The 26,901-nt window shown below is 50.4% G+C and carries 21 protein-coding genes; 8 read left to right on the forward strand and 13 right to left on the reverse strand.

Annotated features, from left to right (window positions below; all coding sequences use genetic code 11):
• Nucleotides 1-33: 33 nt before the first annotated feature.
• Nucleotides 34-768, reverse strand: coding sequence for an SDR family oxidoreductase (locus AT746_RS04265; protein WP_062483947.1), 735 nt, complete (start codon nt 766-768; stop codon nt 34-36).
• A 311-nt stretch (nt 769-1,079) separates the two neighbouring features.
• On the opposite strand from AT746_RS04265, the gene AT746_RS04270 reads away from it, so the two are divergent.
• The 3 genes from AT746_RS04270 to AT746_RS04280 are packed head-to-tail and all read left to right on the forward strand — an operon-like array spanning nt 1,080 to nt 2,690.
• The gene (locus AT746_RS04270; RefSeq protein ID WP_062476893.1) at nt 1,080-1,610 is read left to right on the forward strand and encodes a helix-turn-helix domain-containing protein; all 531 of its coding nucleotides are present in this window, start codon (nt 1,080-1,082) and stop codon (nt 1,608-1,610) included.
• Nucleotides 1,607-2,332, forward strand: a complete 726-nt coding sequence (locus AT746_RS04275; protein WP_062476896.1) for an AzlC family ABC transporter permease — start codon at nt 1,607-1,609, stop codon at nt 2,330-2,332. Before AT746_RS04270 ends, AT746_RS04275 begins: the two co-directional genes overlap by 4 nt.
• Complete coding sequence (locus AT746_RS04280) at nt 2,325-2,690, forward strand: AzlD domain-containing protein (protein WP_062476899.1); 366 nt, start codon at nt 2,325-2,327, stop codon at nt 2,688-2,690. The genes AT746_RS04275 and AT746_RS04280 overlap by 8 nt, the downstream gene beginning before the upstream one ends.
• A 111-nt stretch (nt 2,691-2,801) precedes the next feature.
• Here AT746_RS04280 and AT746_RS04285 read toward each other — a convergent pair whose 3' ends face one another.
• From AT746_RS04285 to AT746_RS04295, 3 genes are all read right to left on the reverse strand, one after another.
• Nucleotides 2,802-3,509, reverse strand: a complete 708-nt coding sequence (locus AT746_RS04285; RefSeq protein WP_231731008.1) for a substrate-binding periplasmic protein — start codon at nt 3,507-3,509, stop codon at nt 2,802-2,804.
• A 532-nt stretch (nt 3,510-4,041) separates the two neighbouring features.
• The gene (locus tag AT746_RS04290; RefSeq protein WP_062476902.1) at nt 4,042-4,581 is read right to left on the reverse strand and encodes a hypothetical protein; all 540 of its coding nucleotides are present in this window, start codon (nt 4,579-4,581) and stop codon (nt 4,042-4,044) included.
• Nucleotides 4,582-4,744: 163 nt separating this feature from the next.
• On the reverse strand, nt 4,745-7,375 hold the full coding sequence (locus AT746_RS04295) for a family 43 glycosylhydrolase (RefSeq protein WP_062476905.1): 2,631 nt from the start codon (nt 7,373-7,375) through the stop codon (nt 4,745-4,747).
• A 567-nt stretch (nt 7,376-7,942) separates the two neighbouring features.
• Here AT746_RS04295 and AT746_RS04300 point away from each other — a divergent pair.
• Nucleotides 7,943-8,335: a hypothetical protein gene (locus AT746_RS04300; protein WP_062476908.1), complete on the forward strand. Its 393-nt coding sequence runs from the start codon at nt 7,943-7,945 to the stop codon at nt 8,333-8,335.
• A 604-nt stretch (nt 8,336-8,939) separates the two neighbouring features.
• On the opposite strand, the gene AT746_RS19905 is transcribed toward AT746_RS04300, so the two are convergent.
• The 9 genes from AT746_RS19905 to AT746_RS04345 all read right to left on the reverse strand — a co-directional run bounded on the left by AT746_RS19905 (nt 8,940) and on the right by AT746_RS04345 (nt 22,384).
• Nucleotides 8,940-11,204 carry a hypothetical protein gene (locus AT746_RS19905; protein WP_197414325.1) on the reverse strand — a complete coding sequence of 755 codons (2,265 nt, stop codon included), beginning with the start codon at nt 11,202-11,204 and terminating at the stop codon, nt 8,940-8,942.
• A 142-nt stretch (nt 11,205-11,346) separates the two neighbouring features.
• Nucleotides 11,347-12,849: a CoA-acylating methylmalonate-semialdehyde dehydrogenase gene (locus AT746_RS04310; RefSeq protein ID WP_062476914.1), complete on the reverse strand. Its 1,503-nt coding sequence runs from the start codon at nt 12,847-12,849 to the stop codon at nt 11,347-11,349.
• A 187-nt stretch (nt 12,850-13,036) separates the two neighbouring features.
• The gene (locus AT746_RS04315; RefSeq protein WP_062476917.1) at nt 13,037-14,398 is read right to left on the reverse strand and encodes a phytase; all 1,362 of its coding nucleotides are present in this window, start codon (nt 14,396-14,398) and stop codon (nt 13,037-13,039) included.
• Between the two features lie 136 nt (nt 14,399-14,534).
• Entirely contained in the window at nt 14,535-15,434 is a 900-nt protein-coding gene (gene iolE, locus AT746_RS04320) for a myo-inosose-2 dehydratase (protein ID WP_062476920.1), read from the reverse strand.
• Between the two features lie 42 nt (nt 15,435-15,476).
• Complete coding sequence (gene iolD / locus AT746_RS04325) at nt 15,477-17,321, reverse strand: 3D-(3,5/4)-trihydroxycyclohexane-1,2-dione acylhydrolase (decyclizing) (protein ID WP_062476925.1); 1,845 nt, start codon at nt 17,319-17,321, stop codon at nt 15,477-15,479.
• Complete coding sequence (locus AT746_RS04330; RefSeq protein WP_062476928.1) at nt 17,321-19,246, reverse strand: bifunctional 5-dehydro-2-deoxygluconokinase/5-dehydro-2-deoxyphosphogluconate aldolase; 1,926 nt, start codon at nt 19,244-19,246, stop codon at nt 17,321-17,323. Before AT746_RS04330 ends, iolD begins: the two co-directional genes overlap by 1 nt.
• Nucleotide 19,247: 1 nt before the next feature.
• Nucleotides 19,248-20,432: a Gfo/Idh/MocA family protein gene (locus AT746_RS04335; protein WP_062476931.1), complete on the reverse strand. Its 1,185-nt coding sequence runs from the start codon at nt 20,430-20,432 to the stop codon at nt 19,248-19,250.
• A gap of 40 nt (nt 20,433-20,472) precedes the next feature.
• Nucleotides 20,473-21,270, reverse strand: a complete 798-nt coding sequence (locus AT746_RS04340) for an ATP-binding cassette domain-containing protein (RefSeq protein ID WP_062476934.1) — start codon at nt 21,268-21,270, stop codon at nt 20,473-20,475.
• Nucleotide 21,271: 1 nt separating this feature from the next.
• Complete coding sequence (locus AT746_RS04345; protein ID WP_062476937.1) at nt 21,272-22,384, reverse strand: ABC transporter permease; 1,113 nt, start codon at nt 22,382-22,384, stop codon at nt 21,272-21,274.
• 463 nt (nt 22,385-22,847) lie between these two features.
• On the opposite strand from AT746_RS04345, the gene AT746_RS04350 reads away from it, so the two are divergent.
• From AT746_RS04350 to iolG, 4 genes are all read left to right on the forward strand, one after another.
• Nucleotides 22,848-23,801: a sugar ABC transporter substrate-binding protein gene (locus AT746_RS04350; protein ID WP_231731010.1), complete on the forward strand. Its 954-nt coding sequence runs from the start codon at nt 22,848-22,850 to the stop codon at nt 23,799-23,801.
• 102 nt (nt 23,802-23,903) lie between these two features.
• Complete coding sequence (locus tag AT746_RS04355; protein WP_062476940.1) at nt 23,904-24,722, forward strand: MurR/RpiR family transcriptional regulator; 819 nt, start codon at nt 23,904-23,906, stop codon at nt 24,720-24,722.
• A 35-nt stretch (nt 24,723-24,757) separates the two neighbouring features.
• Entirely contained in the window at nt 24,758-25,567 is an 810-nt protein-coding gene (gene iolB / locus AT746_RS04360; protein ID WP_062476943.1) for a 5-deoxy-glucuronate isomerase, read from the forward strand.
• Nucleotides 25,543-26,583, forward strand: coding sequence for an inositol 2-dehydrogenase (gene iolG / locus AT746_RS04365; RefSeq protein WP_231731011.1), 1,041 nt, complete (start codon nt 25,543-25,545; stop codon nt 26,581-26,583). Before iolB ends, iolG begins: the two co-directional genes overlap by 25 nt.
• The last annotated feature ends 318 nt before the right edge of the window (nt 26,584-26,901 follow it).

The raw sequence follows: 26,901 nt of genomic DNA on the forward strand, positions 1-26,901 counted from the left end.
GCTGCGGGCAGTGTTGTCGGGATCTTCATATTTTTAATGTCCTTTCATTATTTTTCGCGCTAACGGGGGCAGGATCGCCAGTAACACGCGTAGTAGTCTGACTTTGCCGATATGATTCGATGTTTTGTCTTGTTTAATACCTCCTATGATTGCGGCTGCAGCCTGCTGTGCAGAAAGTTTTACTGTGCCACGGCCGGTGGTCATGGGCGTATCTGTCAGGGGTAAAAAGGCCTGAAGCACACGGACATTGGTGTTTTCCAGCTGGTAGCCGAGGCTTTGGGAAAAGCTGGCTAAAGCGGCTTTGGTGGCACAGTAGATGGCTGATTGGGTTTTGGGCGCCAGGGCCAGGCCTGAGTTAATATTCACGATGCGGCTTAGCTGGTTGCTGTGCAGCAACGCAGGCAGCAACCAATGGGTTAAGGCACAGATGGCGGTAAAATTCAGGGTGATTTCCCTGGCAATGGACCTGTAGTCAAAATCATCATCCAGAAAGGTGGGGGTATATTGCACGGCTGCGTTGTTGATCAGCAGGTCAATCTGCGGATGCTCATCGACGATACGCTGGCACAGAGCCGGGTAGATGTCCGGGTTGCCGAGGTCGGCAGCATAGGTATGCAGCGCCGGAAACTCGCGTTTAAGGTTATCCAGTCTGGCCCCGGCCCGGGCAATTACCAGAATACAGTTATAGCCTTCAAGCTGGCGCACCAGCTCCAGGCCGACACCAGACGTGCCGCCGGTTATCAGCACCGTTTTATTGTTTAACTTCATCTTCACTGTATGTTGTTCAATGTATTTCAGTGCATTAGAACGCCATGCAAGGCTGGGGGCCTTAACCTGGGTTAAGTGGGAAGAAAAAACTGTTTCAGCCTGAAGGGCTAACTGACAGTCGGGTGGAATCAATAGGGTCTGAGAATCAAAAGGGTCTGAGTTATTGAAATACCTTTAGCGCACAAACGCTTTGCTGCGCTATTTTGCTACTACTACAAAACCGGTCAAGGCCGTTAATCAACTCAGGTTATACTTGACAGCCGGTCGTTCCTTATATAGAACGTTCCATATAAGGAACAGCTGGAGTCACTTTGGATAAGCACACACTCGCTACCTTGGGCAGGCACCTGCAGAGCCTTCGTCTGGCCAGTGGTTTGTCGTTATCGCAGCTGGCCGCCGAAGCCGGTATTGCCAAGTCTAATCTGTCACGTCTGGAGCAGGGGCAGGGTAACCCGACGCTGGATACCATCTGGCGGCTTGCGGTGCGCTTAAATGTGCCTTTTGGCAATCTGGTATCGCCGATCAGCGTGCCTCTGGGGGACGAAAACGTTCAGGTACGCCTGATTGACCAGGGCAAAGACAGCCCTCAGGTTGACGCTTACTGGATGTCATTGTCTCCCCATACGTTACGCGAGGCCGAAGCCCATTCAGCCGGTACTTCGGAGTGTATTACCGTGATCAGCGGCCAGCTAAGCGTAGGCATACCTGGCAATACCAAACTGCTTACTGCCGGGCAGAGCCATCACTTTGCCGCCGATCAGCCGCACCGTTACCAGACCACCGACATCCGGGCCACGGCCCAGTTAACCATTATTTATGCTCCCACGGGGGCACAGCTATGAGTCTGCCAGTTAACAACGCGTCAGCCTGGCGTACCGGCGTGCGCGAAGCCTTGCCTTTACTGGGAGGGTATATCCCGGTGGCGATTTCTTTTGGTATGGTCGCGGTGCAGGCCGGTTTCAGTGTCTGGCAGGCCGTGCTTATCTCCGCCTTTATCTATGCCGGTGCTTCGCAGTTTCTATTTGTTGCAATGGTCGCATCCGGTGCGCCCTGGTGGCTGGTGGTACTGATGACCCTGCTGATTAATGCCCGTCATGTGGTCTATGGGCCAAGCCTGGCACCCTGGCTACCAAAAAGCCGCTGGTCACCGTTACTCTGTCACGGCATGACCGATCAGATCTTTGCACTGGCGCTGACACGGCTGCCGCAGTTAGCCATTACTGAACGACTCGGCTGGTACAGCGGTGCCATGCTGCTGGCCTGGTTCAGCTGGATAGCCGGCACGGCCTTGGGCGCTGTGGCCGGTGAAGAACTCACCCGGCTCTGGCCGTTACTGGGCGAAATCATGCCGTTTGCGTTGCCGGCGCTGTTTCTGGTGCTTTTAGCCCCGCGATTCAGTTCCGCGCTCTGGTGTATCGCGCTGGGCTGTACCATTTTAGTGGCGATGCTGCTGTCGCTTTATGGCTTTACCAATAGCGCGATCCCTTTAGCTGCGCTATCCGGCGCCTTATGTTTTTATCTGGTTAGCGCCACCACCAAAGCAGGAGCTAACCCGAATGGATAATGGCTGGTGGTTAACCTTACTGCTGGTAAGTACCGGAACATTAGCAATGCGCTTACTGCCGCTGCTGTGGATGCAGCGCCATCTGTTAAAGCAACAAAGCCGGGAGGGGCTGGCGGTGATCCCTGCCTGGCTGAGCGTGCTTGGCCCGTTAATGATTGCCGCTATGCTCGGAGTATCGCTGGTGCCGGGCACACCCGGTATCGCGGCCTGGCTGGCAACAGCCCTGGGTGCGGCGGCGGCACTGTTGGCCTGGCTGTGGACTAAATCCTTAGGCTGGCCGGTGGCGGCAGGTGTGGCCGCTTATGGCCTGGTTATTGTGCTGGCAAGAATGGCCTTTTTTACACAGGGCATAATGTAACCTTATCGGATTACATCTGACCTGTGGCGGTAGCATTTCGGCCTGATCACAAAAACCAATATGTAACAGCTAAGCAACCCGCCCACAACAGCAAGGTGAGAGGCTAAAGCGTCACTCGACCACTACAGCCGGGTCAATACCATGGCCTTCAAGAATGTCGGCCAGCTCCCCGCTGGCTTTTATCGCAGCAATACCCTGGTTGATCAGTGCCAACCAATGTGCCTTGTCTTTTTGTAACCTGATGCGCAGAACGCCTTCTGTGTGGAGGGTGGCAAAAGCAATGTCCGCTTTATGGACCGAGGCCCAGAATTTGGCTGTTTCCCGCTCCAGAATAGCGCCCTTGAACCGATCTCTTTTCAGCCCTTGTATCAACAGGCTCTCGGTCAGAAAATCTTCACGCTGAAACTTATCGTCATCAAAGTAGTAGTAACCCGCAATGGTACCGAGGGTGCGTCCATAATAGGCCTGACGATTGGGGAACAGGTGCTGGTTGCCTTGCAGCGTCACAATGTATTCATTGACCTCGAACAAGGGCTCACTCACAACATATGCCTCGCCCGCCTCACCGCCTGGCAACCATTCCAGGCTGATAAACTCCAGGTCAATCAAGCCGTCCTTCATCGCCTTCTGGGCTCGCTTGGCAGGGAAGTTCACGGTTTTAAAGTCAATGTCCACGTGGCGTGAAATGGCATCGGTCATCTGTTGAAAAACACCCGTAGTGCCGGCTACCGCGCCACGTTGATAGGGTACCCAACGCCCCTCTACACCCTGATCATAGTAAAGTATGTTGTCGTCCGCTTCCCCGGCGGCAACAGACACGCAGGCCAGGCAGAAATACAGTGTGGCTGCTGCCCACAATTGTATAACGGGGGATGTACCGGAGCGTAACAACCTGCTGCACATCGTCAGTCAAACCCAACGGCGAGAGTTGGCCAAGGGATCAACAGCAACAGCGCTGAGATGCCAGCGGCATAATAGATGAACGGTGTGGTGGAACCTTGAGCCGACATGCTGAGCTCTCCCTGAGTGACAACGCCAGTGGTCTTAGCGCCAGTATAACCTGAAATAATGGTGTGAACAGTGCCTGTGTAAACACATCCTGATCCCAGTGCTTAACGCGTTGCAAATACTGAAATGCTCAATGGCCGGGCCTTTACTGGTTTGTTTCACAGTGCGGCAAAGCCATTCAGAGCAGGTGTGCTGAGTGATTTTTAACCACCATACAAAATAAATTTATCGATATCAAAGTTTTAGTGCAGGAGTGCCGCGAAGGGGTCGTTCTGAGGAGGCAGATGGTTGAGAACCGCGCAATGACAGGCGCGCTGTAACGCCGCCTGCCTCTTAGGATGCGCTATAAACTGCTATAGCAGCGATAGGAGTCAGCGGCTTTGTCTGGTGAGATTATCTGAATATTGTCGTGTTCAACGCCTTCGGTCAGAGGTCTGAGTTGCTGTTCGAAGTCATCTGCCACCGCGGCTATTTTTTCACCCTGTTTTTCCAGAGCCTCAAAGTCAGCCCGGTGTTGTTCTACCAGTTGTTCAATTTGCTGAGCAATCTGTTCCTGCTGTCTGAGATAGCTTTTATTGATATGTAGCGTGTCCTCTGTTTCCTGGATCGCCAGTTCAGAAACTTGCTCCATCTGATCAGTCAGTTTATCCATTTGAGGTTCAATCGCATTTATCGGGCGCTCCAGCTTGTGCATGACCTGCTCTTGCTGCATCAGGCGCTGGTAAGCCTCTATCTGTTGTGCCGTCATCTTGTGTTCGCTCACCAGCTGACAATGGTTATAGATTCTGACTTTGTATTCGTCATGCCTGTCTTTGGTGGGTGCTGCCTGGGCAACAGTGGCAGACAGCAAGATAAGGGCGGAGATTTTAATGAGTTGGTGCATGTTTACTTTTCCTGATTTCGTTTTGGTCCTCCATATAGTCGAAGCACAGCAGTAAAAAGTTTAAACACACAACCTGTTTTTTAGCCCGCCTCCGGGTTGGACTGTTGGGGGAAAGGGGTTGGATCATTTCAATCCAACCCCTTTCAGGCCGAGACTGCAGAGCTTAACGCCAACGGCAACGCGTTGTTACCGGGCCGCAGAGCCGGGCATAAAGCAGGCCCAGTAAGGCAATCAGGCTCAGCCAACCGGTGGTACCGCCACCGCCGTCGCTTTCGCTGTTATCGGGCCCGCCGCCGACAGGTGTGTCACCTGTACTACCGTCACCGCTGTTATCATCGCCGCTATTGCCATCATCACTGGATTGGCAACCGCCACACACTTCAGCAACCTCTTCTGAGCTCAGTGCATAGTTGTAAATGCGAAAGTCATCAAGCAGGCCGTTAAATGCCGGGTCGCCGGTAAACTGGCTTTGCCCGATCTGATTGTCGGCTGAGAGAATGTCCATCGGATTGTTGACAATCGAATCGTTACTGGCCACGGCTTCACCATCTACATACAGCGTTGCGGTGTTATCTGCCAGGGTTACAGCCACATGCACCCATTTCCCGGTGGGCAGCTTTGCGGTTTCAACGGCCTGTTCTTCAGCGGGGCCGTGCAGGGTAATGGCAAAGCGCATGTTGCCGCTGCCGGTGCTGGGGGTCAGCATAAAGTAGCGATCCACATCATGGCCAAAATCAAAGATTCGCTGCCAGTTCGCGCCACCATTCCAGTTTACCCAAGTGGCTATAGTGATATCGCTGTGGTGCGCCGCCTCAGGATTCAGGTTTACCAGATCACCGGCGCCGTTAAACTCAATCGCCTGCCCGGACTGCCCTGTCACAAAGCTAGGAGAACCGGAGGTTGTGCCGTGATTAAATCCGGTGGTGTCGTCGGTATTATCTTCAAACTCATAATGGGCGACCAGGCGCGGGCCCAGCGCCTGGGGTGTTGCCGAAACCTCGCTGCTGTTTTCCGAGAGGTTATAGCCGCTATCTGCAGCCTGGATCACATAAGAATAGCTGATACCGTTGTTCAGATTTCTGTCCACATAGCGGCTTTGGGTAATGCCGGTTTCGATCAGGCTGTAGCCATTCCCGGCAGCACCAGAGCGATATACGTTGTAGCTGCCCATATCCGCTTCACTGTTGTCGTCCCAGCTCAGGCGGATTTCAGTGTCGCCTGCTGTTGCGGTGACACCGGTTGGGGCTTCAGGTGCGGTGCTGTCGCCACTCTCGATTTGGGTGAACGCAAACTGCTGATTGTCACGGCCCTCTGAGCGCCACTGTTCGACATTGGCACCGTCTGCGGTGGAACCATCCTCGACATTCAGCGGTTTGCTGCTGGCCCGGTTAAGGATTTCATAGTAACCGTTGTCCTGATCCACTAAACGAAATTGCTGAGCCTCAACGCTTGCTGCACTCCATATGTGGATGTTGTTGCCGTCCACAATCGAAAAATTGGTGTTGTCGATGGCAAAGCCGGTATTGCCCGCCGGGTGAAAGGTCCAGTAATGCTGGCTGTAATCGGTGGCATTGCCGTTTTTGTCACGCGCCCGGCGGGCAACCCATTGTTGGCAGAGTGAACCATCATCGGCGGCCTGGGTTACATTGTTGCCCTCGCTCAGGGCACTGCAACTACCTGTGTCACTGCGGGTTTGTATTGGTTTGCCGCTGTGTTTCGCGGTGATGGTGTAGGTGCCGCCGTCTTCCAGGTTGGCAGTAACCGGGGTCGGTGCTTCCCCGCCCTCGATGCTGAAATCCCGGGTAAATACGGGCCAGCCGTCGGCATCAAAAGACATCTCCCGTAAGTCAATGCGGGCCGGCCAGCCACTTTCTGTTGTACCATCGTAGTAGTGCAGCGAGATGATGTTCTGGCCATTGTTGTTGAAGTATCCGTAGTGGCCTGGTGCCAGCTTGTTGCCCTCACTCACCAGTACAGGTGTGCCGCCGTAATTCCACATATCGCGGCCATTTTTATCCAGATAGGGGCCCGTTGGGCTGGTGGAGCGTCCCATCACAATGTGGTAGCTGCTGTCTTTGCCGTCACAACAGGCACCGAGTGTGGCAAAGGCATAATAGTAGCCATTGATGTACTCGATTGCGGCTGCTTCAAATTCATTCCACTGGCCGTTATTGCCGATAATGGCCCAGCGATCTTCGTTCAGGCGTTTGCCGGTAGCCGGGTCAATCGGGCGCAGGTGAATGCCGCCAAAGTGGGTGCCGTAGGCCATCCAGATATCGCCGTTGGCATCTTTGAACAGGCCGGCATCGATGGTTCCGATTTTCTCACCGGCGGAGCTTGGTGGCTCGGTGTCATCAGAAACCACCATGCCGTGATCTGTCCATGACGGATCGTTAAGGGAAGGAGTGGAAGCAACGCCAATGGCGGTGGTATTGCAACCGGGGCTACCGCAGGGAACGGTGTAATAGAGCCAGTACTGACCCTCAAACTGAATAAGATCCGGCGCCCAGAATGTGCCGTCAAAATCAGGAGTTTGTTCGTCTATCCACTGTGGCCAGTTGCCATCAGCAAACACGGGGTCCACCACTTCCCAGGTGATAAGGTCTGTTGAGCGTTTGGCGGCGACACCATTGCCTGTTCCGAAGGTCCAGTAAACGCCGTCGTCCTCTTCAATTGAGGAGGGATCGTGCATCTGGTCTTCATGATACAGGTTTATCGCCAGCACACTGGCCGGTAAAAGGTAGCAGCCGAGCATCAGTAGCACGGCGAGTAAAGAGGTCTTTGAGAGGGTCATGGATAGCTCCCTGATTGATTAACTGCGGGAAAAGAGCGCTAAGCCAGGTGGTTGCCTGTTGGCAATCAAACCAGAACAAATTCCCGAATACGTATTGATGTGGGCCCAATGCCTGTTGAGTACCACCCGGGTTCTATGGATATAGGACAGGACAATCCTGCTGCATCAAAGAACTATAATATTAATATATTATAAATACAAGAATGGCAGAACGGCTTGCGTTGCAAACCTAAGGAGGGAAAGCGAATACAGGGATGTATTGTGTTGCGAACCTAAGGATGGAAAGCGAATGCAGGGATGTATTGTGTCGCGAACCCCGAATCAAGTGCGGGGCGGGCTCTAAGGAGTGAATAAATTCCGATAACCTGCCAAAGCCTGAAGCCGCTGTCGGGTTGAAACCCGACCTGCAGCACCTGACCATCATCTTTCACCGGTTCGCCATTGGATTGGCCTCGCGTAGCAGTAGATAAAACTGCACAGCAGCCGGGACCTGATCATTTGACAGATCGCTGCCTGTCAAAAACACTTTAAGGTAACGGCTTAACTTTTCAGTAAAAGGAGGTTCTTATGAATGCAGAGCAATATCTGAATGAGTTTGTTCTCAACCGGTTGCCGGACAACGGTTCACTGCCGGAGTTTTATAAGGCAGCGGGAGAGCAGAAGGAGCAACTGCAGCAACTGGCTAATGAGATCATTAACCTTCAGACCGAAGCCGCGATCCCTTCGGATTATACCCGAACACAATCCTATGATGCCCTGGCTGAAGAGGGCGGGAACATTGCGTCAAATATTGAGCTGGCGGGAAGCCAGACCGATCATGAATCCCGCGAGAGGCGTCTGGACGACATTCAGCGCGAAATGGAAGCCCCTATTGAGGCAGGCAGCGGCAAGGCAACCAGAATTGGCGAAAAGCTGAGCGAGCTTGAGCGCCTGACTGACAGTATTGTTGAACGGATATAGTAAAACAGGCGGTAGGTGGAACAGGGCCTGTAATCAGTTGAAACAGCGGTCCGGTTTCTGGCGTGCCGGTACCGGTTTCCCGGTTTTGTGGAGTACTGGGCGTTTGTGCAGTACCCGTCTGGTTATCGCCCCAATATCTAAGGGTCTTTAAACTCTGAGAGTACCACCGGATCCCGCCCTCGTAACTTGGCATCGTAAAAGGCTTTATCAGCCCGCTCTATAAAGGTCCGGGGAGTATCATCGCCTCGTTGGGCGACACTGGCAGAGTATACCCGAACACAGTCTTATGATGCCCTGGCTGAAGAGGGGGGAACGCTGTGTAAAATATGGAGCCGGCGGGTAGTCCGACCGATCTTGAATTCCGTGAAAGGCGCCTGAGCCATTGTTCCGGTATTGTTGCCCCCAACAAGAGATGTGTTCGTGGTCTCTGCTTCTGTTGGTTCGTTGACTTTAAAATACCACCTACAGCGGTTGAATATCTGTCAGCACTAAAACATGAGTGTGGCACGCGTGATCTGTGTGCGTGCCACAGCCAGTTAAAAATACTGTCTCATTATTGACCCATCAAGGTGCAGGTGCTCTTCCCTGAGCATCCTTAATGCAACTAATCTGAGGCAGGTAAGACGACTTCGCTGTACTTGTTCATACCAGAACCCCCATAAGAACCAGCGTCGTAAACGTAACCGTAGACGGCGCCACTGTTGGTACGTTTAATGATTTGTCCGCGAACCCACAATGCATTTACACCTTCTACCTGAAGCTCAGGCTGGTGCCAGTTACCGCTATCGTCCCGATAGGTGTGATAGATGTGTCCGCTTCCTTCTTCGATATAAAGCACATGTACGTTTGAACCGAAGCCAACCGCATCCGCGCCAACCTGTTCTGAGTCGGCCGCGTTGGTGACAACGGCATGTGAGGTTACCTGTTTCGCTTCCGATAACTCACCCGCACTGTTGGCTGTGCGCTCCCACAGTTCGCCATTCGAGAGGCGATAAACAATGGTTACGGTGTCTGATTGCGGCAGGTATACCAGCGGTAGTATTGCACCATTGCTGTCTACGTCGGTGCCGGTATCGGAGGCGACTTGCTGGCGTGGGCCGAGCGTTCCGTCCGGCAGAATCCGGCGATACCACGCCGTTCCGTCAGTGCCTGTGTAAGCGAAGTGAACCACATCGTCTTTACCCAACACCACCACCGGTCCTGAGAGTGCCGGGTTAAGATCCGCATCTACAACGGTTTCCTTGCCCCAGGTTCCGTCCGGTGTGCGGATTTTAAAAAGCAGCTTTTCCAGTGTGGCATATACACCCACTACGCTGCCATCTGAACGAACCGCCAGATCAGACATTTGGGTCGGGGGCTCTACGGGTGACGCAAGTTGTTCGTCTGTTATCGCCCAGGTGTCTGGCTTCTCAGGATGATCCGAGGTACGGAACAAGTGGTAAAAAACATGCTCTGAAGTCTGATGAAGTGTGTGGATACGATTGCCTGATTTTGCCTGAGCGACCCCTTCCAGATCACCGGTTTGCGGACGATTGTCACCGCCGGCTTCAAACCAGGACTTGCCGCCATCCTCAGACTTAACCATCATCATCATATTGTCGGTTTCTGACGGCTCCATCAGTACATAAAGATCGCCGTTGCTGGCCTCCCACGGCCCTATCCGAACCGGTGTCTCAACAAATGTGCCACCAATGTGCCCATCGGGAACGTTAGCGGTAATGGTAGGGGTTGCAGCCGCAGCAAGTGGCTCTCCCGATGCATCCGTTAACCGGAATGCGAACGTATCACCTGTCAGGTTGCGATTGGCACCGTCTGAAAAGTAGCGGATCACGATCGGAAATTCCCACTCTCCGTGTTCTTTTGACGCCGACCAGCCGGGCGTTGTGTCACCGTAGCTGATACCACTTCCTTCACTGAAAGGTAATGCAGAACTGTCGATCAGATCCTCAGTCGGGTCGCCATAATCAAAACGCTGGCTTGATATAATGCTTACTCTGGGTGAGGCCGTTTGCCCTTCGACTTCAAAGGTTTGAATGTCAGCGGCACTACCGGCAGGCAGATACAGTCCCATTCTGGAGTCGGGAATTTGCTGAGCAGTATCAATGCTGAATGAGAGGCCCTGAACAATATCATCCCATTCATACTCCACTTCAACCTCGCTGCCCTGGCGAACAATTTTTATCTGGATCCATTGATCGGTCTTTACGGCGAAGGGCTGTGACGATATGACAGACTCGGCATCGTCGACAACTTTAACCAGATTGATATCACCGCCGGCGGTGGCGTCTACGCGCAGGTAATTTCGTGCGTCCTGATAGCCAAACACGACACCTGCTGTGTTGCCTTCAGAAAGGCGCAACAGTGCACCGTACTCTACGGCTTCCCAGCGTGTATCGTAGCGGCCTAATGCCAGCAACGGCTGTTCTGCGGCTTTGACCTTCAGATAATGGCTGTTGTCTTCGGTACCAGGTATGAAGTCTGCGTTATCACCGTGGATTAACTCAAACCTGTTGCGGGCGTCAGAAGCCTTACCGTCTGAGAATTCCAGAGCATAATCTTTGATGGGGTAGGGGAAATCCTCAGCAAGCAGAGGCTGCCATAAACCATCGTTATATTTGTATTCAAGGCTAAACGCGTGGTGCTGTTGGGTGTCAGATACAGACTCCACCTCGAAACGAACCCGGAACGGGCTGTCTACGTTAATTGTGGCATTCTGGTTTGTGGCGGCAGCCCATCCAGAGTCTGAATTGAGTGCTTCATTGGCATCGGCGCGAATGCGAAAGGCCGTTTGCCTGAGTTCGTTACCATTACTGGCGGAATCTGTGTTGCTTGGCTCATTGCGCGAACAACCACTGCTTATGGTCGTCATCGCGGCGAGCGCCAGCGCTAAGCGAACAGACGTTTGTGATAGGCCATTAATGGGCTTGATATAGTTTTTAATCATCGTTTTATTCTCTCGATTTTCGGTATGATCCAGAACAAAAGCTGGCAATTTTTTGCAATCTGCTTCGCTACTTCATTGTGGGCATGGAGAAGCTGTTGGTAACCAGGCCACCTTTGGGCCATCTGGCTGTCACAGTCTTCATCTTGGTGTAAAATCTGACACCATCGTTTCCGTGCATGTTCAGGGGACCAAAAACAGATCTTTTCCAGCCGCCAAAGCTGTGAAAGGCCATCGGTACCGGAATAGGGATATTGACCCCAACCATTCCCACCTGAATGTGTTCGCAAAACTGTCTTGCACTTTCACCGTTTTGAGTGAATATCGAGGTGCCATTGCCATATTCATGGGCATTGATTAAATCAACGGCTTCCTGATAGGTCTCAACCCTGACCACTGACAGCACAGGGCCAAATATTTCTTCTTCGTAAATACGCATACCCGGTTTTACATCATCAAACAGGGTAGGGCCCACGAAGTAACCTTTCTCATGCTGGTCAACGGTAAAGGTTCTGCCATCAACAAGCAGGCTGGCGCCCTCTTCAACACCGCTATCAATGTAAGCACGTACCTTCTGCGCATGTTCTTTACTGATCAGCGGGCCCATATCGGGTTCTTCATCAGCGCCCAGGCCTGGCCCTACGCGCATAGACGCGATTTCTGACTTTATTGCTTTGATCAAAGCGTCTGCTGTCTGGTCGCCGACACATACCGCCACCGATATGGCCATACATCGCTCACCTGCTGAGCCATAGGCTGCACCCATCAATGCCGACACCGCTTGCTCGGGCTGTGCATCGGGCATTACCAGCATATGGTTCTTCGCTCCGCCCAGCGCCTGAACCCGCTTGCCGTTTGCGCAACCTGTTGTATAAATGTATTCGGCAATGGGTGTGGAGCCCACAAAGCTGACGGCCTGTACTCTGGGATCATGCAACAGCGTATCCACAGATTCTTTGTTGCCATTTATCACATTAAACACGCCATCTGGCAGGCCCGCTTCACTTAGCAAGCGGGCGATTTCCATCAATACACTGGGATCTTTCTCTGAGGGTTTCATTATGAAGGTGTTGCCACACGCCAGGGCAATAGGAAACATCCACAAAGGCACCATGGCAGGGAAGTTAAAAGGGGATATTCCGGCACACACACCCACTGGCTGCATCAGAGAAAAACTGTCCACTCCGCGGCCAACATTGAGGGAGTGCTCCCCTTTCAATAAGTGTGGAATACCACAGGCAAACTCAACAACTTCAATGCCCCGGGTCAGTTCGCCCCTTGCATCGGAGAGCACTTTACCGTGTTCCTGAGTAATGAGCCTGGCTAAATGATCCAGGTTTTGTTCTAACAAGGCTTTAAAGCGAAACATAATACGGGCCCTGTTCAGCGGTGTTGTTGCACTCCAGGCCGGGAGCGCTTGTTCCGCAGCGGTGATGGCCGTTTCGGTTTCTTCAGCCGTCGATAAAGCGACTTCAAGGCTCGGTTCACCGGTTGCAGGGTCGAAAACCTGACTGACATTCCCGCTTTCGCTGCTTACCTGTTTTCCACTGATGTAGTTGCCTAGTCTTTTCATGCATTACCTCTATGTATAGTCAAACCTGTCTGGGTTCTGATTCATGGTTCCTGAGGCAATACCAACCTCAATAATGGAAAATATATTCTATATGATACAAAAATAGAACAAATAAATCAATTTGTGATGTGAAGGCGCCATAGACAGACATCTATGGCGCCTGAACGGTCATTTAGAAGTGGGAGGTTTAGTGACGCGTCATATCTTTGGTACTGACGTTCAGATTCAGCTTTTCTGCCACATCTTTCCAGGATACATACTTAAAGTTTGAGCTTTCGCGGTCAGCGCCTTTCTGAACCTGGTTGTAAGTATTTTGCCCGTCCTGCATAACGAGCAAGCCCTGAGGGTATTTTGAGCCCAGATTAACGTTCACAACCATCAGTCCGTCAGTTTCCTCAACCGCGTCGATGTCGCCACCCACCACGGTAAATGAATCAACAAAATCGTTCTGGCCTTCTCTGTCGTAGAGCGCGAAGGTGTTGTTGCCCTGACTGGATGCCAGAAGATAACCTTTGCCATCTCCGGCGTTATAAAGGGTTAAACCTTCTATATCCTCCCAGAGATTGTGGCGCTGTTGCTCCTTACCTTTGCTGAAGTCAAAGTCGCATGCGTATTCTTCTTCCCCGGGTAGCCAGGTCCGGGAGTAGGGAACACCGAACTTTCTTGCCGTGGCAAACAGATTCCAGCTGGATTGTTGTGTGGGGTTATCCAGCTTAACCCGCCAAATGCCCACGTCTTCCTGAGCCAGATAGAGTGCATTGTGTTCAGGGTCGGCAACCATTCCCTCAAAATGAGGGCGTTCACCGTCATCATCGGAGCAAGGTGTCCATTCACTGCCGTCATCCATCGGGAAAGCATGAGGAAAGGTCATACTGGCTATTTTCCGGTAGCCAATGCGACCGTTGTCGGTATCAAATAACTCTACTTGCTCTACGCGGGTCGTTGCGTTTTGTGTGACAAATGCCATAGGTTTGTCAGTCTGGATGGCGGTCAGTCCGTAGGCGGTATTTCCCTCGTTAACCTCTTTCTGATTGCGGGTAAACAACAAGGGAACGTCACTGTCGGTGACATCGTTTAATACCGCCTGGCCATCGGCGTTGATATCGATTGTATAGATTGACAGTTTATCCAGGCCTCTGTCGGATGCGATAGCGATATCCGTTTTTTTACCATTCAGATCAAAGTCATAGATGATATCGACATTGTTGAACCGTCCGCCTTTGTTTTCACAGTCGAATGATCCTGGTTCGCAGCCCGGCGCCGGGGCGGGTTTGATAAATTGCATCAGGTTGCCATCCAGGTCGTAAATATCTAATCCACCTTGTTTCAACGTGGTGATCACCAGACTATTCGCTTTTGTAGTGGGGTGGATCCAGATAGCGGGGTCGTCAACGTCGGTATATTTACCTTTGAGGTCATCGAAGTGATCCCGGGTTTCAACAACCGGAGTGACTTCGGCTATTTCGTTGCGGGTATCGGCATAAGCCGCGATGGGTAATACGCAACTGATGGCTAAAATGGAATGTGATACGGATTTTAGTGTAAACATAATGGCTCTCTTTTTTTGATGTAGTGCGCCTAGCTTACCCCTGTGCTGGTAAACTCCCCGTTGACAGAAAATTAAACAAAGTTAATCTTTGATGAGGCACGGATAAAAAAGAAGTAATTCCAATTTAAACAGTGCCTTATGTTTCAATCGAGAGGCCAGTCTGGCGTGCAGTGTTAACCAGGTTTTCGAAACCGAGCTTTGCATAAGTAAGAGGGTGGGCAATGGATGGATCCTGTTCGGCTTCGACAACAATCCAGCCTTGATACTCACATTCTTTGAGTGCATCAAAAATCGCCGTGTAATCAATACAGCCATCGCCAGGCACAGTAAACACACCGTTTAACACAGCATCAAGGAAACTCAGGTGGCGGTTTTCGGCATCGTCCAGTATGTTCTTTCTGATATCTTTAGCGTGAACGTGATTGATTCTGTTACCGTATTTTTTTATCAGGCTCACCGGGTTGCCGCCCGCATAGGTAATGTGGCCGCTGTCTAGTAACAACCCCAGGGCGGGGCCGGTATGTTTCATCAGCAGGTCAACGTCTGACTCGCTTTGTACCACTGTTCCCATATGATGATGGTAAGCCAGCTGCACACCCTGCGACAGGCAGTAATCCGCGACTTGTGTCAGCCTTTGTCCAAAAGACGACCATTGTTCTGGCTTCAGCTTTGGCCTGTGGCTAAGGGGGATATCCTGTCGACCATGAATACAGCCTGTTACTTCACAGTAAACCATAACGTTGGCACCACCCTGCCTGAGCAGCTGTAAATGTGCCTCGATATCGGCCAGCTCCTGCTCAACCGACTGTGAAAGCAGTTTGCCGCTATACCAGCCAGACACAAGCTGTAAGTCATATTCTGCTAACACCGCATTGAGGACTTCGCTTTTTCTGGGAAATTTGTTGCCCAGCTCAAATCCGGCGTAGCCCGCTTGTTTTCCTTCTCGCAGGCAAGTTGAAAGAGGTGTTTCGGCACCCAGAGAAGGTAAGTCATCGTTCGTCCAGGTAAGAGGGTTTATTCCAATTTTTATTGTCATCAGGCGTTTTCCATTGAGTTTTGTTCAGGGCGATATCGCGTATTAATACGGCTGTTTGCTTTTTGCTTGCACATACATTTTTTGCGCGCTCTTCACTTCATTAACATCGGACACCTGCGGAATTGCGACATCCCACCAGGCGTCGCCATTTGGTGTCGATATATCCGGGTCGGTGTCGATGGCAATTAAATAGCTGTTAGTGGCCTTTTTGGCCCGGACTATTGCCTGTTCGAGCTCTTCAATAGTGGAGACTTTTTCTGAATCGGCGCCCATTGATTTGGCATGGGCAGCGAAATCGATACCGGGTGTGCCCTGTTGTGAAAGGCAGTCGTTAAACAGGTTATTAAAGGGTTTGTTACCGGTGGCTTTCTGGAGACGATTGATACAACCAAACCCGCGATTGTCCAACAAAATAACAATGACTTTCGCGCCCAGCATGACAGAGGTTGCCAGTTCAGAATTCATCATCATGTACGAGCCGTCTCCTACAACGACGAAGACTTCTCTGTGTTTGTCGGCCAGTTTGACGCCAAGGCCTCCGGCAACTTCATATCCCATACAGGAAAACCCGTACTCCACGTGATAGCTGCTGATGTCATCACAGCGCCACAATTTATGCAGCTCGCCAGGGAGACCCCCGGCGGCACACACGATGACATCAGTAGCATCCGTCTGACGTTTAAGCGCGCCCAGCACCTGTGCATCACTCGGCAAACCTTTTTCGGGCGGGCGGGTAACCTCATCATAGGTCGCATGCCATTGCCGGTTTAACGTGGCGATCCTGTCTGTCCAGCCAGAGTTGACTTCTCGTGTGTTGCACAGCGCAGTATGCAAAGATTCAATGGCCGTCTTTGCATCGGCGTGAAAAGGGTGAGCGCCGTGCTTAACCGCGTCGCTGTGCCCCACATTTATCTGGATAATAGGTTTGCTCGCATCAATGAATGTGCGCGACTGCGTGGTGAAGTCCTGCAGCCGGGAGCCAATGGCCAGAATAAGATCCGCTTCCTTGGCCAACTGATTTGCCGCTGTCGTTCCCGTAACACCAATAGCTCCTACTGACATGGGGTGGTTCCAGGGAAGGCTACCTTTTCCCGCCTGGGTTTCCGCCACCGGGATACCATAGGATTCGGCGAATTCACTGAGTACGTCTGTAGCACGGGAATATTGTACGCCTCCACCTGCAATGATCAGTGGGCGTTGTGACTTACTCAGCATTTCAAGCGTTTGGTTTAACTCTGCTGTCTCAATCCCTGGCCGGCGTATCTTATGTAGGGTTTCAGCAAAAAAGCTGACAGGATAATCATAGGCTTCAGCCTGCACATCCTGCGGAAACGCCAGCGTAACCGGACCACAGTTTGCAGGATCCAACAGGGTCTGAATGGCCATGGGTAAGCTGGTTATCAGCTGTTCAGGGCGGACAAAACGATCGAAATAGCGGCTTACAGGTTTGAAGCAGTCGTTTACCGATATAGTGGGATCGCCGAAGCATTCAATCTGTTGCAGAACCGGATCCGGTGTTCTGTTGGCAAAGGTATCTCCAACCACAAACAGAACCGGCAATCGGTTGGCGTGAGCAAGTCCGGCTGCGGTTACCATATTGAGCGCCCCGGGACCAATCGATGTGGTACACATCATCATGCGCTGGCGTTTCTGTTGTTTGGCAAATGCTATCGCGCTGTGAGCCATTCCCTGTTCATTATGAGCTCTGTAAGTGGGGAATCCGTCTCTGTGCTTATACAACGCCTCGCCAATACCGGCGACATTACCATGACCAAAGATGGCAAATGTGCCGCCGAAAACCGGAGTCTGCTGACCATCAATGTCGATAAATTGCTGCGTCAGATAGCGGATAAGTGCCTGAGATGCGGTTAAGCGTATAGTTTCCATTAGGCTACCTCTGTAGATTTTCTGTTGTGCCAGGACCTGACAAGCTGCAGATAATTGTCTTCGACGCGCTGCATCAGCTCGCTGTCGCTGATTTCGTTTCTGAACCAGGCACGGCTGGGCTCACTGAAGATACTCCTTCCCACTGCAAAACCTTTACACAGGTCGAAACCTGCGCTGGCCCGAAATGCCGCTTCAAGATCCACTAATGGAGCGTCTAAGCCAAGTAGAATAACACCCCGGCAATGGGGGGCCCGGTTTTTGACAAGTGCGGATATTTTTTCCCAGGCAGTTTTACCTGGCGCGGGAAGCTTCCACCAGTCCGGGCGGATCCCCAGGTTGTACAGGCGCTCAATAACGCGAACCAGATTGTCTTCGTTGGACGCCATATCCGCAGGGGGAATGATTTCAAGCAGAAATTCATGGCCACTGGCGCAGCAGGAGCGATACAGGGCACGGATGGTTTTTTCCTGTTCCAGTCTTAACCCGGCTTCATCTTCGGGATGAAAGAACACCAGACATTTAACGATATGCTCTGTGGGCCAGCTGACAAGCCTGGAGCCAATTGATGCGTCTCCTTCCAGAGTCAGCGGTCTGGAGGAAGGCAGTTCAACCGGTCGTCCAATCCACCAACCTTTGCCTGTTATGTGGTTAAGCGCATCCTGACCGTATGTGTCGTCTATCAGCACACCCGGTTGATAGGTGAAAGCGGGGTTATTTGCGGCGCTCTCTGCGGCCTTTAATAACAACAGTTTTAGCTCGGGAATACGGGCCGGGTCGGCGTCATTCTCCTTCGCCATATCATAAAGTTGTTTGCGATGATCGAAGGCGAAAATACACAGTTCATCCCAGTGTTGTGGTGAGCGCGTGGTTACCCTGTGCAGATGTGTTATTTCCTCATCCAAATCAGGACGCATTACCTCATTTTTCCGGGAAAGATAGTTGTTCAGTTCTTCAACAGTAGGTATTGCAGGAGCACATGACAACCTCGATACCACCAGAGCGCCACAGGCGTTGGCATAGTCACAACAGTTCGCATAGCTTTCATCGCGCAGCCAGCCTTTTAAAAAGCCACTGATAAAGGCGTCACCCGCGCCCAGAACATTTAAAACCTCTATCTCTACGCCATACCGGGTAAAGCCCTGATCCAGATTATCGGGGATCTCGCCGTCAAATACCGAGCACCCCAGTGCCCCTCTTTTTACGACTATCTCGGCGTCTGTTATCTGTCGGATTGTTCTGAGCGATGTAATGGTATCTGTGCTGCCACCGGCAATATGAATCTCTTCTTCGGTACCGACAATCAGATCGAACAGGGGCAAAATCTCAAGCAGGTGCTGAGTCACATTGTCATCAGAAACAAACCGGTTCTCACCTGCATCTAATCCTGTCAGCCCCCACAAAACCGGGCGGTAGTCGATGTCCAGTATCACTTTTGTTCCGGCACGTCTTGCGTATTCGATAGCCTTTAAGCTGGTAGCTTTGGTATGTTCCGTTGAAAAATGCGTACCTGTGATGAGCAATGCTTTGCCCGATGCAATGTAGTCATAATCAAAGTCCGATGTATCCAGGGCCATGTCGGCACAGTCTTGCCGGTAAAAAAGCAGCGGAAAGCTTTCTTTGTCTTTTATTGATAGCAATACCAGCCCAGTGAGTCTGTTGTGATCTGACTTTACGTGGCTGACATCGCAGCCGACTTTTTCCAGCTCTTCAGTGAGAAAGCGGCCCATATGATCATTGCCGACCCGCGTTAGCATAGAGGATTTCAGGCCTAAACGAGCGGTGCCGTACGCAATATTGCAGGAAGAGCCGCCGAGTGACTTTTTAAAAGAAGAGACATCTTCTAATCTGCTACCAATTTGTTCCCCATACAAATCTACAGCAGCTCGTCCTAGACAAATTACGTCAAATTTATGCGTCTTGCTCATGTTAGTTTTTCTCCTTTCCATGCTCCAGATGGAGTAATCGGGATTGAGTTTTTGAATCCACTTCTGATACGTGAACCCACTGTCCCAGACGATATGATTCTTCGATTGCATCAATAATTAAGGCGACTTCATATCCCGCCCGGAAATCGGGCCAGATAGCCTGATCACGGGAAATACCCTCTATAAGGTCTCTCACTTCGATAATTTTCTGATCGTTGTAGCCCACGCCGTGGCCTGCAGATGCGCAAAAATTCTGATAGTCGGGATGCTCCGGACCAATCAGAATTCGCTTGAAGCCCTGGCGGGATGTTTTTTGGTCAGACGTATAGAGTTGTATTTCGGCGAGGTGCTCCTGGTCAAAAACAATGCTGCCCTTCGAGCCGGTTACTTCATAGGTGAGCCCCATTTTTCGTCCCCAGGCAACACGACTGGCTTCAATTGTGCCGATAGCACCGCTGTTAAAACGGAGCATCGCGTGTGCCTGATCGTCATTTTCCACGGATTCTTTATCAATGACTGAACCGGCTGTGCTTCGTTCTTTTATCACCGTATTCAAATCACCATTCACTGCAGAAATGGCTCCCACCAGAAACTGCGCAACATTGATAATATGTGAACCGAGATCGGCCAGTGCCCCGGCTCCTGCGGTGGCTCGTTTCAACCGCCAGTTCATGGGAACACTGGCATCTGCCAGATAGTCTTCATTGTGGGTTCCGCGAAAGTGAACAATATCGCCAATTTCTCCGCTGTCTATAATCTGTTTTGCCAGTTGTGTCGCCGGGTTCTTAATATAATTAAATCCGACCATGGTTTTGACTCCTGCCTCTTCAGCAGACAGGGCCATTTGTAGTGAATCTACTGCGTTTAATGCCAACGGTTTTTCGCAATAAACATGTTTGCGAGCTTTAATTGCTGCAAGCGCAATGTCTTTGTGCAAACCATTGGGAGCGCATATATCAACGACATCAACCTCATTGTCATTAACCAGCTCATGCCACTTTCCGGTCGCACGACTAAAACCCATTTCTTTCGCCTTCACTGCGGCTTGTTGCGCCGTAATATCTGCCAGCATCTCACATTCAACGACAACGCTAAGTGGAAAAACGGCGGCAACAGAATGCAATGCGATTGCATGAGATTTACCCATGTACCCTGTTCCTATTAAGCCAAACTTTAGTGTTCGCATGTGCTTTCAATACCTTGTGTAATTGTGTTGGCAGACTGCATTATGGTGTGTCGTTCCGTGACAGCTCGGCTTCCAATACGGCCATGTCCTGACCACCAGACATAGCTTCAAATATGAAATCCTTACTGACATCCGCTTTTTTGTAGCTACCCGTGCAATGGCCTTTGTTGAGTACAATAAAATGGTCCGCAATAGGAAATGCATGATGGATATTGTGTGTAATAAATATTATGGCGATCCCTCTTTTCCTCGCATTCTGGATGACGTTAAGCACTTGTGCCGTTTGGGTAACGCCAAGTGCTGCGGTTGGCTCATCAAGGATCAGAACCCGGGCTCCAAAGTGCACCGCTCTGGCAATTGCCAGACATTGTTTCTCGCCTCCTGAAAGGTTTGCGACCAGGTGATTCGGATCACGGATATGAATACCCAGTTCAGCCATACTCTGTGCTGCAAGCCTGTTGGCTTTTTCCAGATCAAAAAAACCGAAAGGACCTGCCTTAAAGGCTGTCTCCTGGCCAAGCACGAAATTTCGGCTGATACTCATCAGAGGAACGAGCGCCAGATCCTGGTAGACGGTGGCGATGCCGCGATCTAATGCATCCCGTGGAGAGGTAAAAGTCGTGTTTATGCCATCCACAAAGAAAGCGCCGTCACTGGGCTGATAAACACCAGACAGGATCTTGATCAGTGTTGACTTTCCGGCACCGTTATCACCCAGCAAGCAATGCACCTGGCCTGGGAAAACCTCAAGATTCACACACCTCAGGGCTACAATGGCGCCGAAGTAACGACTCACATTTTCCAGGCTTAAGATGGCCGGGGCAGACGAGACGTTCATGTTAACCACTCTTTGTGATTCGTTGTCGAATCAGGTTATTGAAGACCACGGCAGCGAGAAGTAAGGCGCCCAGAATGACCCGAAACCAGTCGGTGTTAATGCCGGTAAAAAAAATGCCTATTTGCACGACACCAAAGATGATAGCTCCGCACAGGGCCCCAATTACCGAACCATACCCGCCGGTTAATAAGGTTCCCCCTATTACCACGGCAATAATGGCTTCAAATTCTTTCAGTAACCCTCTGTCGGCTGCTGCTGAGCCGAACTCAAGCACCTGACAGGTAGCGTAAAGCGTGGCACAGCAGGCGGTTAATACAAACAGGAGTATTTTCACCTTAGCGGTATTGATACCCATATTTCTTGCCGCTTTCTCATCTCCGCCGGTAGCAAAAATCCAGTTACCGAAGGTGGAATAGTGAAGAATGATATGTGCGAAGACGACAAGAAATACGGCCCACACAATGACCATGGGGATCCCGGTTACGAGCGGGCTACCGTCCTCGAATGTCGCGATTAAGCCTGCGCTTCCCAGCCATGAAAGCAGAGTCTGCCCAATCTCTGCGCCAAATAATGCGGCAAACCAGTCACCTTCAACATGATGACTCACACCACTGACAATAGTGCGGTTGGTGAACTGTATGGACAATGCGATGGTTAATCCACGCAGAATAAATAAGAAGGCCAACGACACAATAAAAGAGGGTAAGCGGGTTCTGACTACCGTAAAGCCGATAAGCGCGCCAATGGCGGCGCTGACGGAAAAAGCCAGCAGTATACTTGCCCACAGCGGCCAAGCCCAATACAGCGTCGGAATGGCGACAACCATACCTGAGAAACCAATCATTGAGCCCATGGATAAATCAAACTCTCCGGCAATCATCAGCAAACAGGCACCGGTGGCCAGTATGGCTAACTGTGCTGAGACGATTGTCCAGTTCAGTACCCCATCGACCGCAAACATGCCGGTGTCAGAGGCGACAAACGAGAACAGGATAAACACGAAAGCAACGCCCGCCAGTGCGGCAAAATCAGGGCGCGCAAACAGCGCCTGCAATTTTGATACGCTATGACCTTGCGCTGACACTTTATTAGTGGCGTTTTCCATCTTTGTCATTATCGCCTTCCCATACCGGGTCGCGGTTTAGCTTCGTTACGACCCGAATTGTTCAAAATATAATTTCTAGCACGACGTAATTTAGAATAAAAATTCCAAATAGACAATAACTGAAACAGGAATTTTTTGGAATGGATGGTGGAAAACGGTTTGTGAAGAATCGATTTCAGGGCCTTATAGCAAGGAAATACGCGAGTGTTTAAAGTCACGTCAGAGCCTTAGTAAGGCACAGATGGGGTTACTTTCAGCGTTAGTGGGCAACCGGATCCCGGGCATGGCTCAGGCGGTGATAAGGAAGGTCAATACGCGGTTTTTGTCAGGTTGCCAACACAGGCAAAAAAATATCATTGCAAAATACAGACATCCCGATTACATTGAAAATAGAAATTATATTCCATAATAGTAAAATTCGAATGAAATTTTCATTAACCGCTTAGCGGCTAAGATCCGGACAAAACCTTGTATGTACTTATTTAAGCGAACAAGACCACTTCTGGCCTTTGTTATTCTCTTTCTGCACATGGCTTTTGCATTTCACGCAAGCGCTGCTGATGAGCGGTTTATCATGATAACCCACGCACCGGATTCTGATCCCTGGTGGAACGTAATGAAAAACGCCGTCAAAGAAGCCAGTGAAAAAATGAATGTGGAGGTCTCGTACCAGAATCCTGCCAGTGGCGATATAACGGACATGGCCCGAATTGTTGAACAATCAGTAGCAAGTAACCCTGATGGAATCATTGTTACGATTGCCGATTATGATGTGCTCAAACCTACATTGTTAAAAGCGGCAAAGAAGGGAATTCCGCTTATTACAATCAACTCCGGAACAGAGCAACAAAGTCGGGAGCTCGGCGCGTTGATGCATATTGGCCAGCCCGAATATGATGCAGGCTTCGCGGCAGGCAAGAGAGCATTGCTTGCAGGCGTTGATAGATTTCTTTGCGTTAATCACTACATTACTAATCCGGTATCGGTAGACAGATGTCGGGGCTATGCAGATGCGATTAACGCAGACCTTCAAAAGAGCATGATAGATGCCTCTGAAGATCCGGTACGCATTGAAGCAAAAGTGCAATCCTATCTGCGTCGTCATCCGCAGATTAACGGCATTCTGGCGCTGGGGCCAACATCGGCGTCGCCCACGATCAGAGTGGTTGAGAAGATGAGGCTGGGGGGGAAAGTGCACTTTTCCACCTTTGATGTGAGCGAAGATATTGCGCAGAACATCGATGCCGGTGTCATTGCATTTGCGCTTGATCAACAACCTTATTTACAGGGGTTTATGGCTGTCACCAGTATGACGCTGTATGTGAGGTATGGACTGTCACCGAGGAATAATATGCACACCGGCCCTGCGTTTATCACCAAAGACAACTTAAAAACGATTAAGCAATTGTCGGGGACGGTGCGCTAGATGTCCTTTTCTCTGGTTGCTTCAGGTTAGCTATAGAATGTTTGTTTTATTCACTCTAGTATTGTTCCAATTTATTTTATCGAGTGTTAGAGATTATCTGTTATGAGCATAAAAGCGGCGAAGGATCTGGAACAGTTAAACGCGGCAATTACGCGTCAATTCGGTGACCTGAGTAAAAGACTGCAACAAGTTGCAAAGTATGTGTTGGAAAAACCCAACGGCATCGCTTTTGGAACGGTAGTCATGGTCGCCAATGAGGCCAAAGTGCACCCGTCTACGCTTATTCGGTTTGCCAATGCTTTTGGATTCAGTGGTTTTAGCGATATGCAGAAATTGTTTCAGCACAAATTGCTCAAGGAGTCTTCTAACTATGAAGACAGAATAAAACTACTCCAGGATGATCATTCTCTGGACACTGATTTTGTTGGTCTGCAGGTGTTGAAGCAGTTTAGCCAGGCCAATGGCAAGGCGCTTGAGTATCTGACGCAGAATATTAACGCCAGTGAACTCGAAAAAGCCCGGGAAATTCTGAAAAGTGCTGACACGGTTCATGTGAAGGCTGTAAGGCGGTCTTTCCCCATTGCCAGTTACCTGGCATACCTGCTGAATCACATTAACTTACGTTGTTATCTTCATGATGGGGTAGGGGGATTGCATAAAGAGCAGGAACACCTTATTCGTTCAAATGACGCAATTATTGTTATCAGCTTCCATCCTTACGCCAGTGAAACGCAATCCGCAGCGGAGGCCGCCGTTGCATCCGGTGTCCCTCTTATTCTGTTTACTGACAGCCCGCTGAGTCCGTTAAAGGAGCTGGCGACGGTGTGCTTTACGGTCAAAGAAGCCGAAGTGCATTCGTTCCGATCACTGACATCGACCATGTGTCTGGTGCAATCACTGGCGATTAGCCTGGCACACTGATTTTATTTTCATACGCTAAAAAGCCAAGGAGATACATGTCTTATTTACACAGCAAGCCAACCAAACGAGGTGAATCAGGTTGTATTCAGAACATCACCCCAGAAACCGCAAACTGGCAGTATGTTTCCTTTGCAGTCTATGACATGTTACCCGGCGAGATGAACCGGTTTTACAGTGACGACCAGGAAACCTGTCTGGTTATCATCAGCGGTCTGGCCTCCGCCAGGGCCGGAGAGCACAGCTGGGAAAACATTGGCGATCGCATGTCCGTTTTTGAAAAAAAAGCGCCTTACAGCGTTTATGCACCACCGGGTGAGGCTATCGAAATTACTGCAAACACAGCCTTGCAAATAGCCATATGCCGGGCGCCAGCAAAGGGAAAATTTCCGGTGAGGTTAATCCGCCCGGAAGATTGTACCTATGAACAGCGTGGTTCCGGAACAAACACCCGTCATGTTTGCAACATATTGTTCGCCAACATAGAGGCAGAAAAGCTATTGGTCGTAGAAGTGATCACGCCGAATGGGCATTGGTCCAGTTACCCTCCCCATAAACATGACAGTGATAACATCCCACAGGAAAGTGCACTGGAAGAAACCTACTTTCATAAGATTGATCCTCCTCAGGGATTTGCATTCCAGCGGGTCTACACCGACGATCGCAGTATCGATGAAACGATTACCTGTGAAGATAACAGCGTTGTAATGGTGCCCAGAGGATATCACCCGGTGGGAGCGGCCCATGGTTATGATCTTTACTACCTGAATGTTATGGCCGGCCCATCCAGAGAGTGGGTGTTTAAAAACGACCCTGATCACGAATGGATGATCAACAAAGCCAACTGATTTTGTATTCGGAGTTTACAATGATTAATATCGCACTGTTCGGGGCCGGAAGAATCGGTAAGATGCATGCTGGTCTGATAGCCGGTTCCGCTGATGCCAGGCTTCGCTATGTTTATGATACTCACCGTCCTTCAGCTGAGGCCGTGGCAAATCAGTTCGAATGTGGAATTGCCGATACGATCGAGGTGATTTTAGAGGACGATCAGGTTGACGCAGTACTCATCGCAACCTCAACCGACACACATGTTGATCTGATTGCAAAAAGTGCTTTGGCAGGGAAGGCTATTTTTTGTGAAAAGCCAATTGATCTTAATACAGAGCTGGTCGAACAGTGCTGGCAGAAAATCAGGCATTGCAACGTACCTATTCAGATTGGTTTTAACCGGCGCTTCGATCCAACCCATAGTACCTTAAAGAGCAAACTCGTCGAAGGTGCTGTGGGCGAACTGCAACAGGTTATTATAACGAGCCGCGATCCTGATATAGCGCCAAGTGAATACTTACGCCATTCAGGTGGCATATTTCGCGATATGATTATCCATGACTTCGATATGCTGCGATTTATTACCGGTGAGGAATTCAGCGAGGTTCACGCGATTGGAAGTACATTGATCTCTCCGGATCTGAAAGAGTTTAACGATGTGGATAGTGCAATGCTTATGTTGAAAACCCGGTCAGGTAAATTGTGTCATATCAATGCATCACGCCGGTGTGTCTATGGTTACGACCAGCGAATTGAAGCCTTTGGCTCCGCAGGAAAGCTTAATTCAAACAACCCCAGGCCACATAGTGTGAGTGTATCCACGGACAGCGGTACAGATACTTCGAGCGTGCTGAATCCCTTCTTTATTGAGCGGTACACGGAAGCCTACAAAGAGCAGCTTGCGCAATTTGTGCGGGCAGTTTCTAAGGGCGAACAACCGTCCCCCTCTTTTGTTGATGGCTTAATGGCTCAGAAGCTCGCTGACGCAGCGCAGCAATCCCTTCAAACAGGGCTGCCTGTTAAGCTGGACTAACACGCAGCAACGGGTATTTGAGTTAGCCGTCTCTTGTAACCGGTATTCGTTACAATTTCTAAACATCCGATGCTTCGGGCTGGCAGCCGCCTGGCCAGTCCGGACCCTCCTTCCTCTCTATTGCGAAAAAAAAGCATGCTTTTTCAGAAAATCCATTCCAAAAAAACTTATTATAAATCAATTAAATAGTTATTTAATATGGTTGTGTGGAAAATTTATATCGAAATGTACGTTCTATTCCTTGCATCAATAAAAAATACATTCTATATTGGGCACATCAAATATGTTGATTATTTGTTAATAAAAATAACTTACACA

Origin of the sequence: Lacimicrobium alkaliphilum, assembly GCF_001466725.1 — a bacterium.
GTDB lineage: Bacteria > Pseudomonadota > Gammaproteobacteria > Enterobacterales > Alteromonadaceae > Lacimicrobium > Lacimicrobium alkaliphilum_B.

Bases quoted from the DNA above. Each gene is read 5' to 3' on its own strand.
- iolD (WP_062476925.1), bottom strand. From the start codon at position 17,321: ATGGAAACTATACGCTTAACCGCATCTCAGGCACTTATCCGCTATCTG.
- AT746_RS04310 (WP_062476914.1), bottom strand. From the start codon at position 12,849: ATGAAAAGACTAGGCAACTACATCAGTGGAAAACAGGTAAGCAGCGAA.
- AT746_RS04330 (WP_062476928.1), bottom strand. From the start codon at position 19,246: ATGAGCAAGACGCATAAATTTGACGTAATTTGTCTAGGACGAGCTGCT.
- AT746_RS04355 (WP_062476940.1), top strand. From the start codon at position 23,904: ATGAGCATAAAAGCGGCGAAGGATCTGGAACAGTTAAACGCGGCAATT.
- AT746_RS04275 (WP_062476896.1), top strand. From the start codon at position 1,607: ATGAGTCTGCCAGTTAACAACGCGTCAGCCTGGCGTACCGGCGTGCGC.
- iolG (WP_231731011.1), top strand. From the start codon at position 25,543: ATGGATGATCAACAAAGCCAACTGATTTTGTATTCGGAGTTTACAATG.
- AT746_RS04350 (WP_231731010.1), top strand. From the start codon at position 22,848: ATGTACTTATTTAAGCGAACAAGACCACTTCTGGCCTTTGTTATTCTC.
- iolB (WP_062476943.1), top strand. From the start codon at position 24,758: ATGTCTTATTTACACAGCAAGCCAACCAAACGAGGTGAATCAGGTTGT.
- AT746_RS04300 (WP_062476908.1), top strand. From the start codon at position 7,943: ATGAATGCAGAGCAATATCTGAATGAGTTTGTTCTCAACCGGTTGCCG.
- AT746_RS04340 (WP_062476934.1), bottom strand. From the start codon at position 21,270: ATGAACGTCTCGTCTGCCCCGGCCATCTTAAGCCTGGAAAATGTGAGT.
- AT746_RS04280 (WP_062476899.1), top strand. From the start codon at position 2,325: ATGGATAATGGCTGGTGGTTAACCTTACTGCTGGTAAGTACCGGAACA.
- AT746_RS04265 (WP_062483947.1), bottom strand. From the start codon at position 768: ATGAAGTTAAACAATAAAACGGTGCTGATAACCGGCGGCACGTCTGGT.
- AT746_RS04290 (WP_062476902.1), bottom strand. From the start codon at position 4,581: ATGCACCAACTCATTAAAATCTCCGCCCTTATCTTGCTGTCTGCCACT.
- AT746_RS04295 (WP_062476905.1), bottom strand. From the start codon at position 7,375: ATGACCCTCTCAAAGACCTCTTTACTCGCCGTGCTACTGATGCTCGGC.
- AT746_RS04315 (WP_062476917.1), bottom strand. From the start codon at position 14,398: ATGTTTACACTAAAATCCGTATCACATTCCATTTTAGCCATCAGTTGC.
- AT746_RS04335 (WP_062476931.1), bottom strand. From the start codon at position 20,432: ATGCGAACACTAAAGTTTGGCTTAATAGGAACAGGGTACATGGGTAAA.
- iolE (WP_062476920.1), bottom strand. From the start codon at position 15,434: ATGACAATAAAAATTGGAATAAACCCTCTTACCTGGACGAACGATGAC.
- AT746_RS04345 (WP_062476937.1), bottom strand. From the start codon at position 22,384: ATGACAAAGATGGAAAACGCCACTAATAAAGTGTCAGCGCAAGGTCAT.
- AT746_RS19905 (WP_197414325.1), bottom strand. From the start codon at position 11,204: ATGACGACCATAAGCAGTGGTTGTTCGCGCAATGAGCCAAGCAACACA.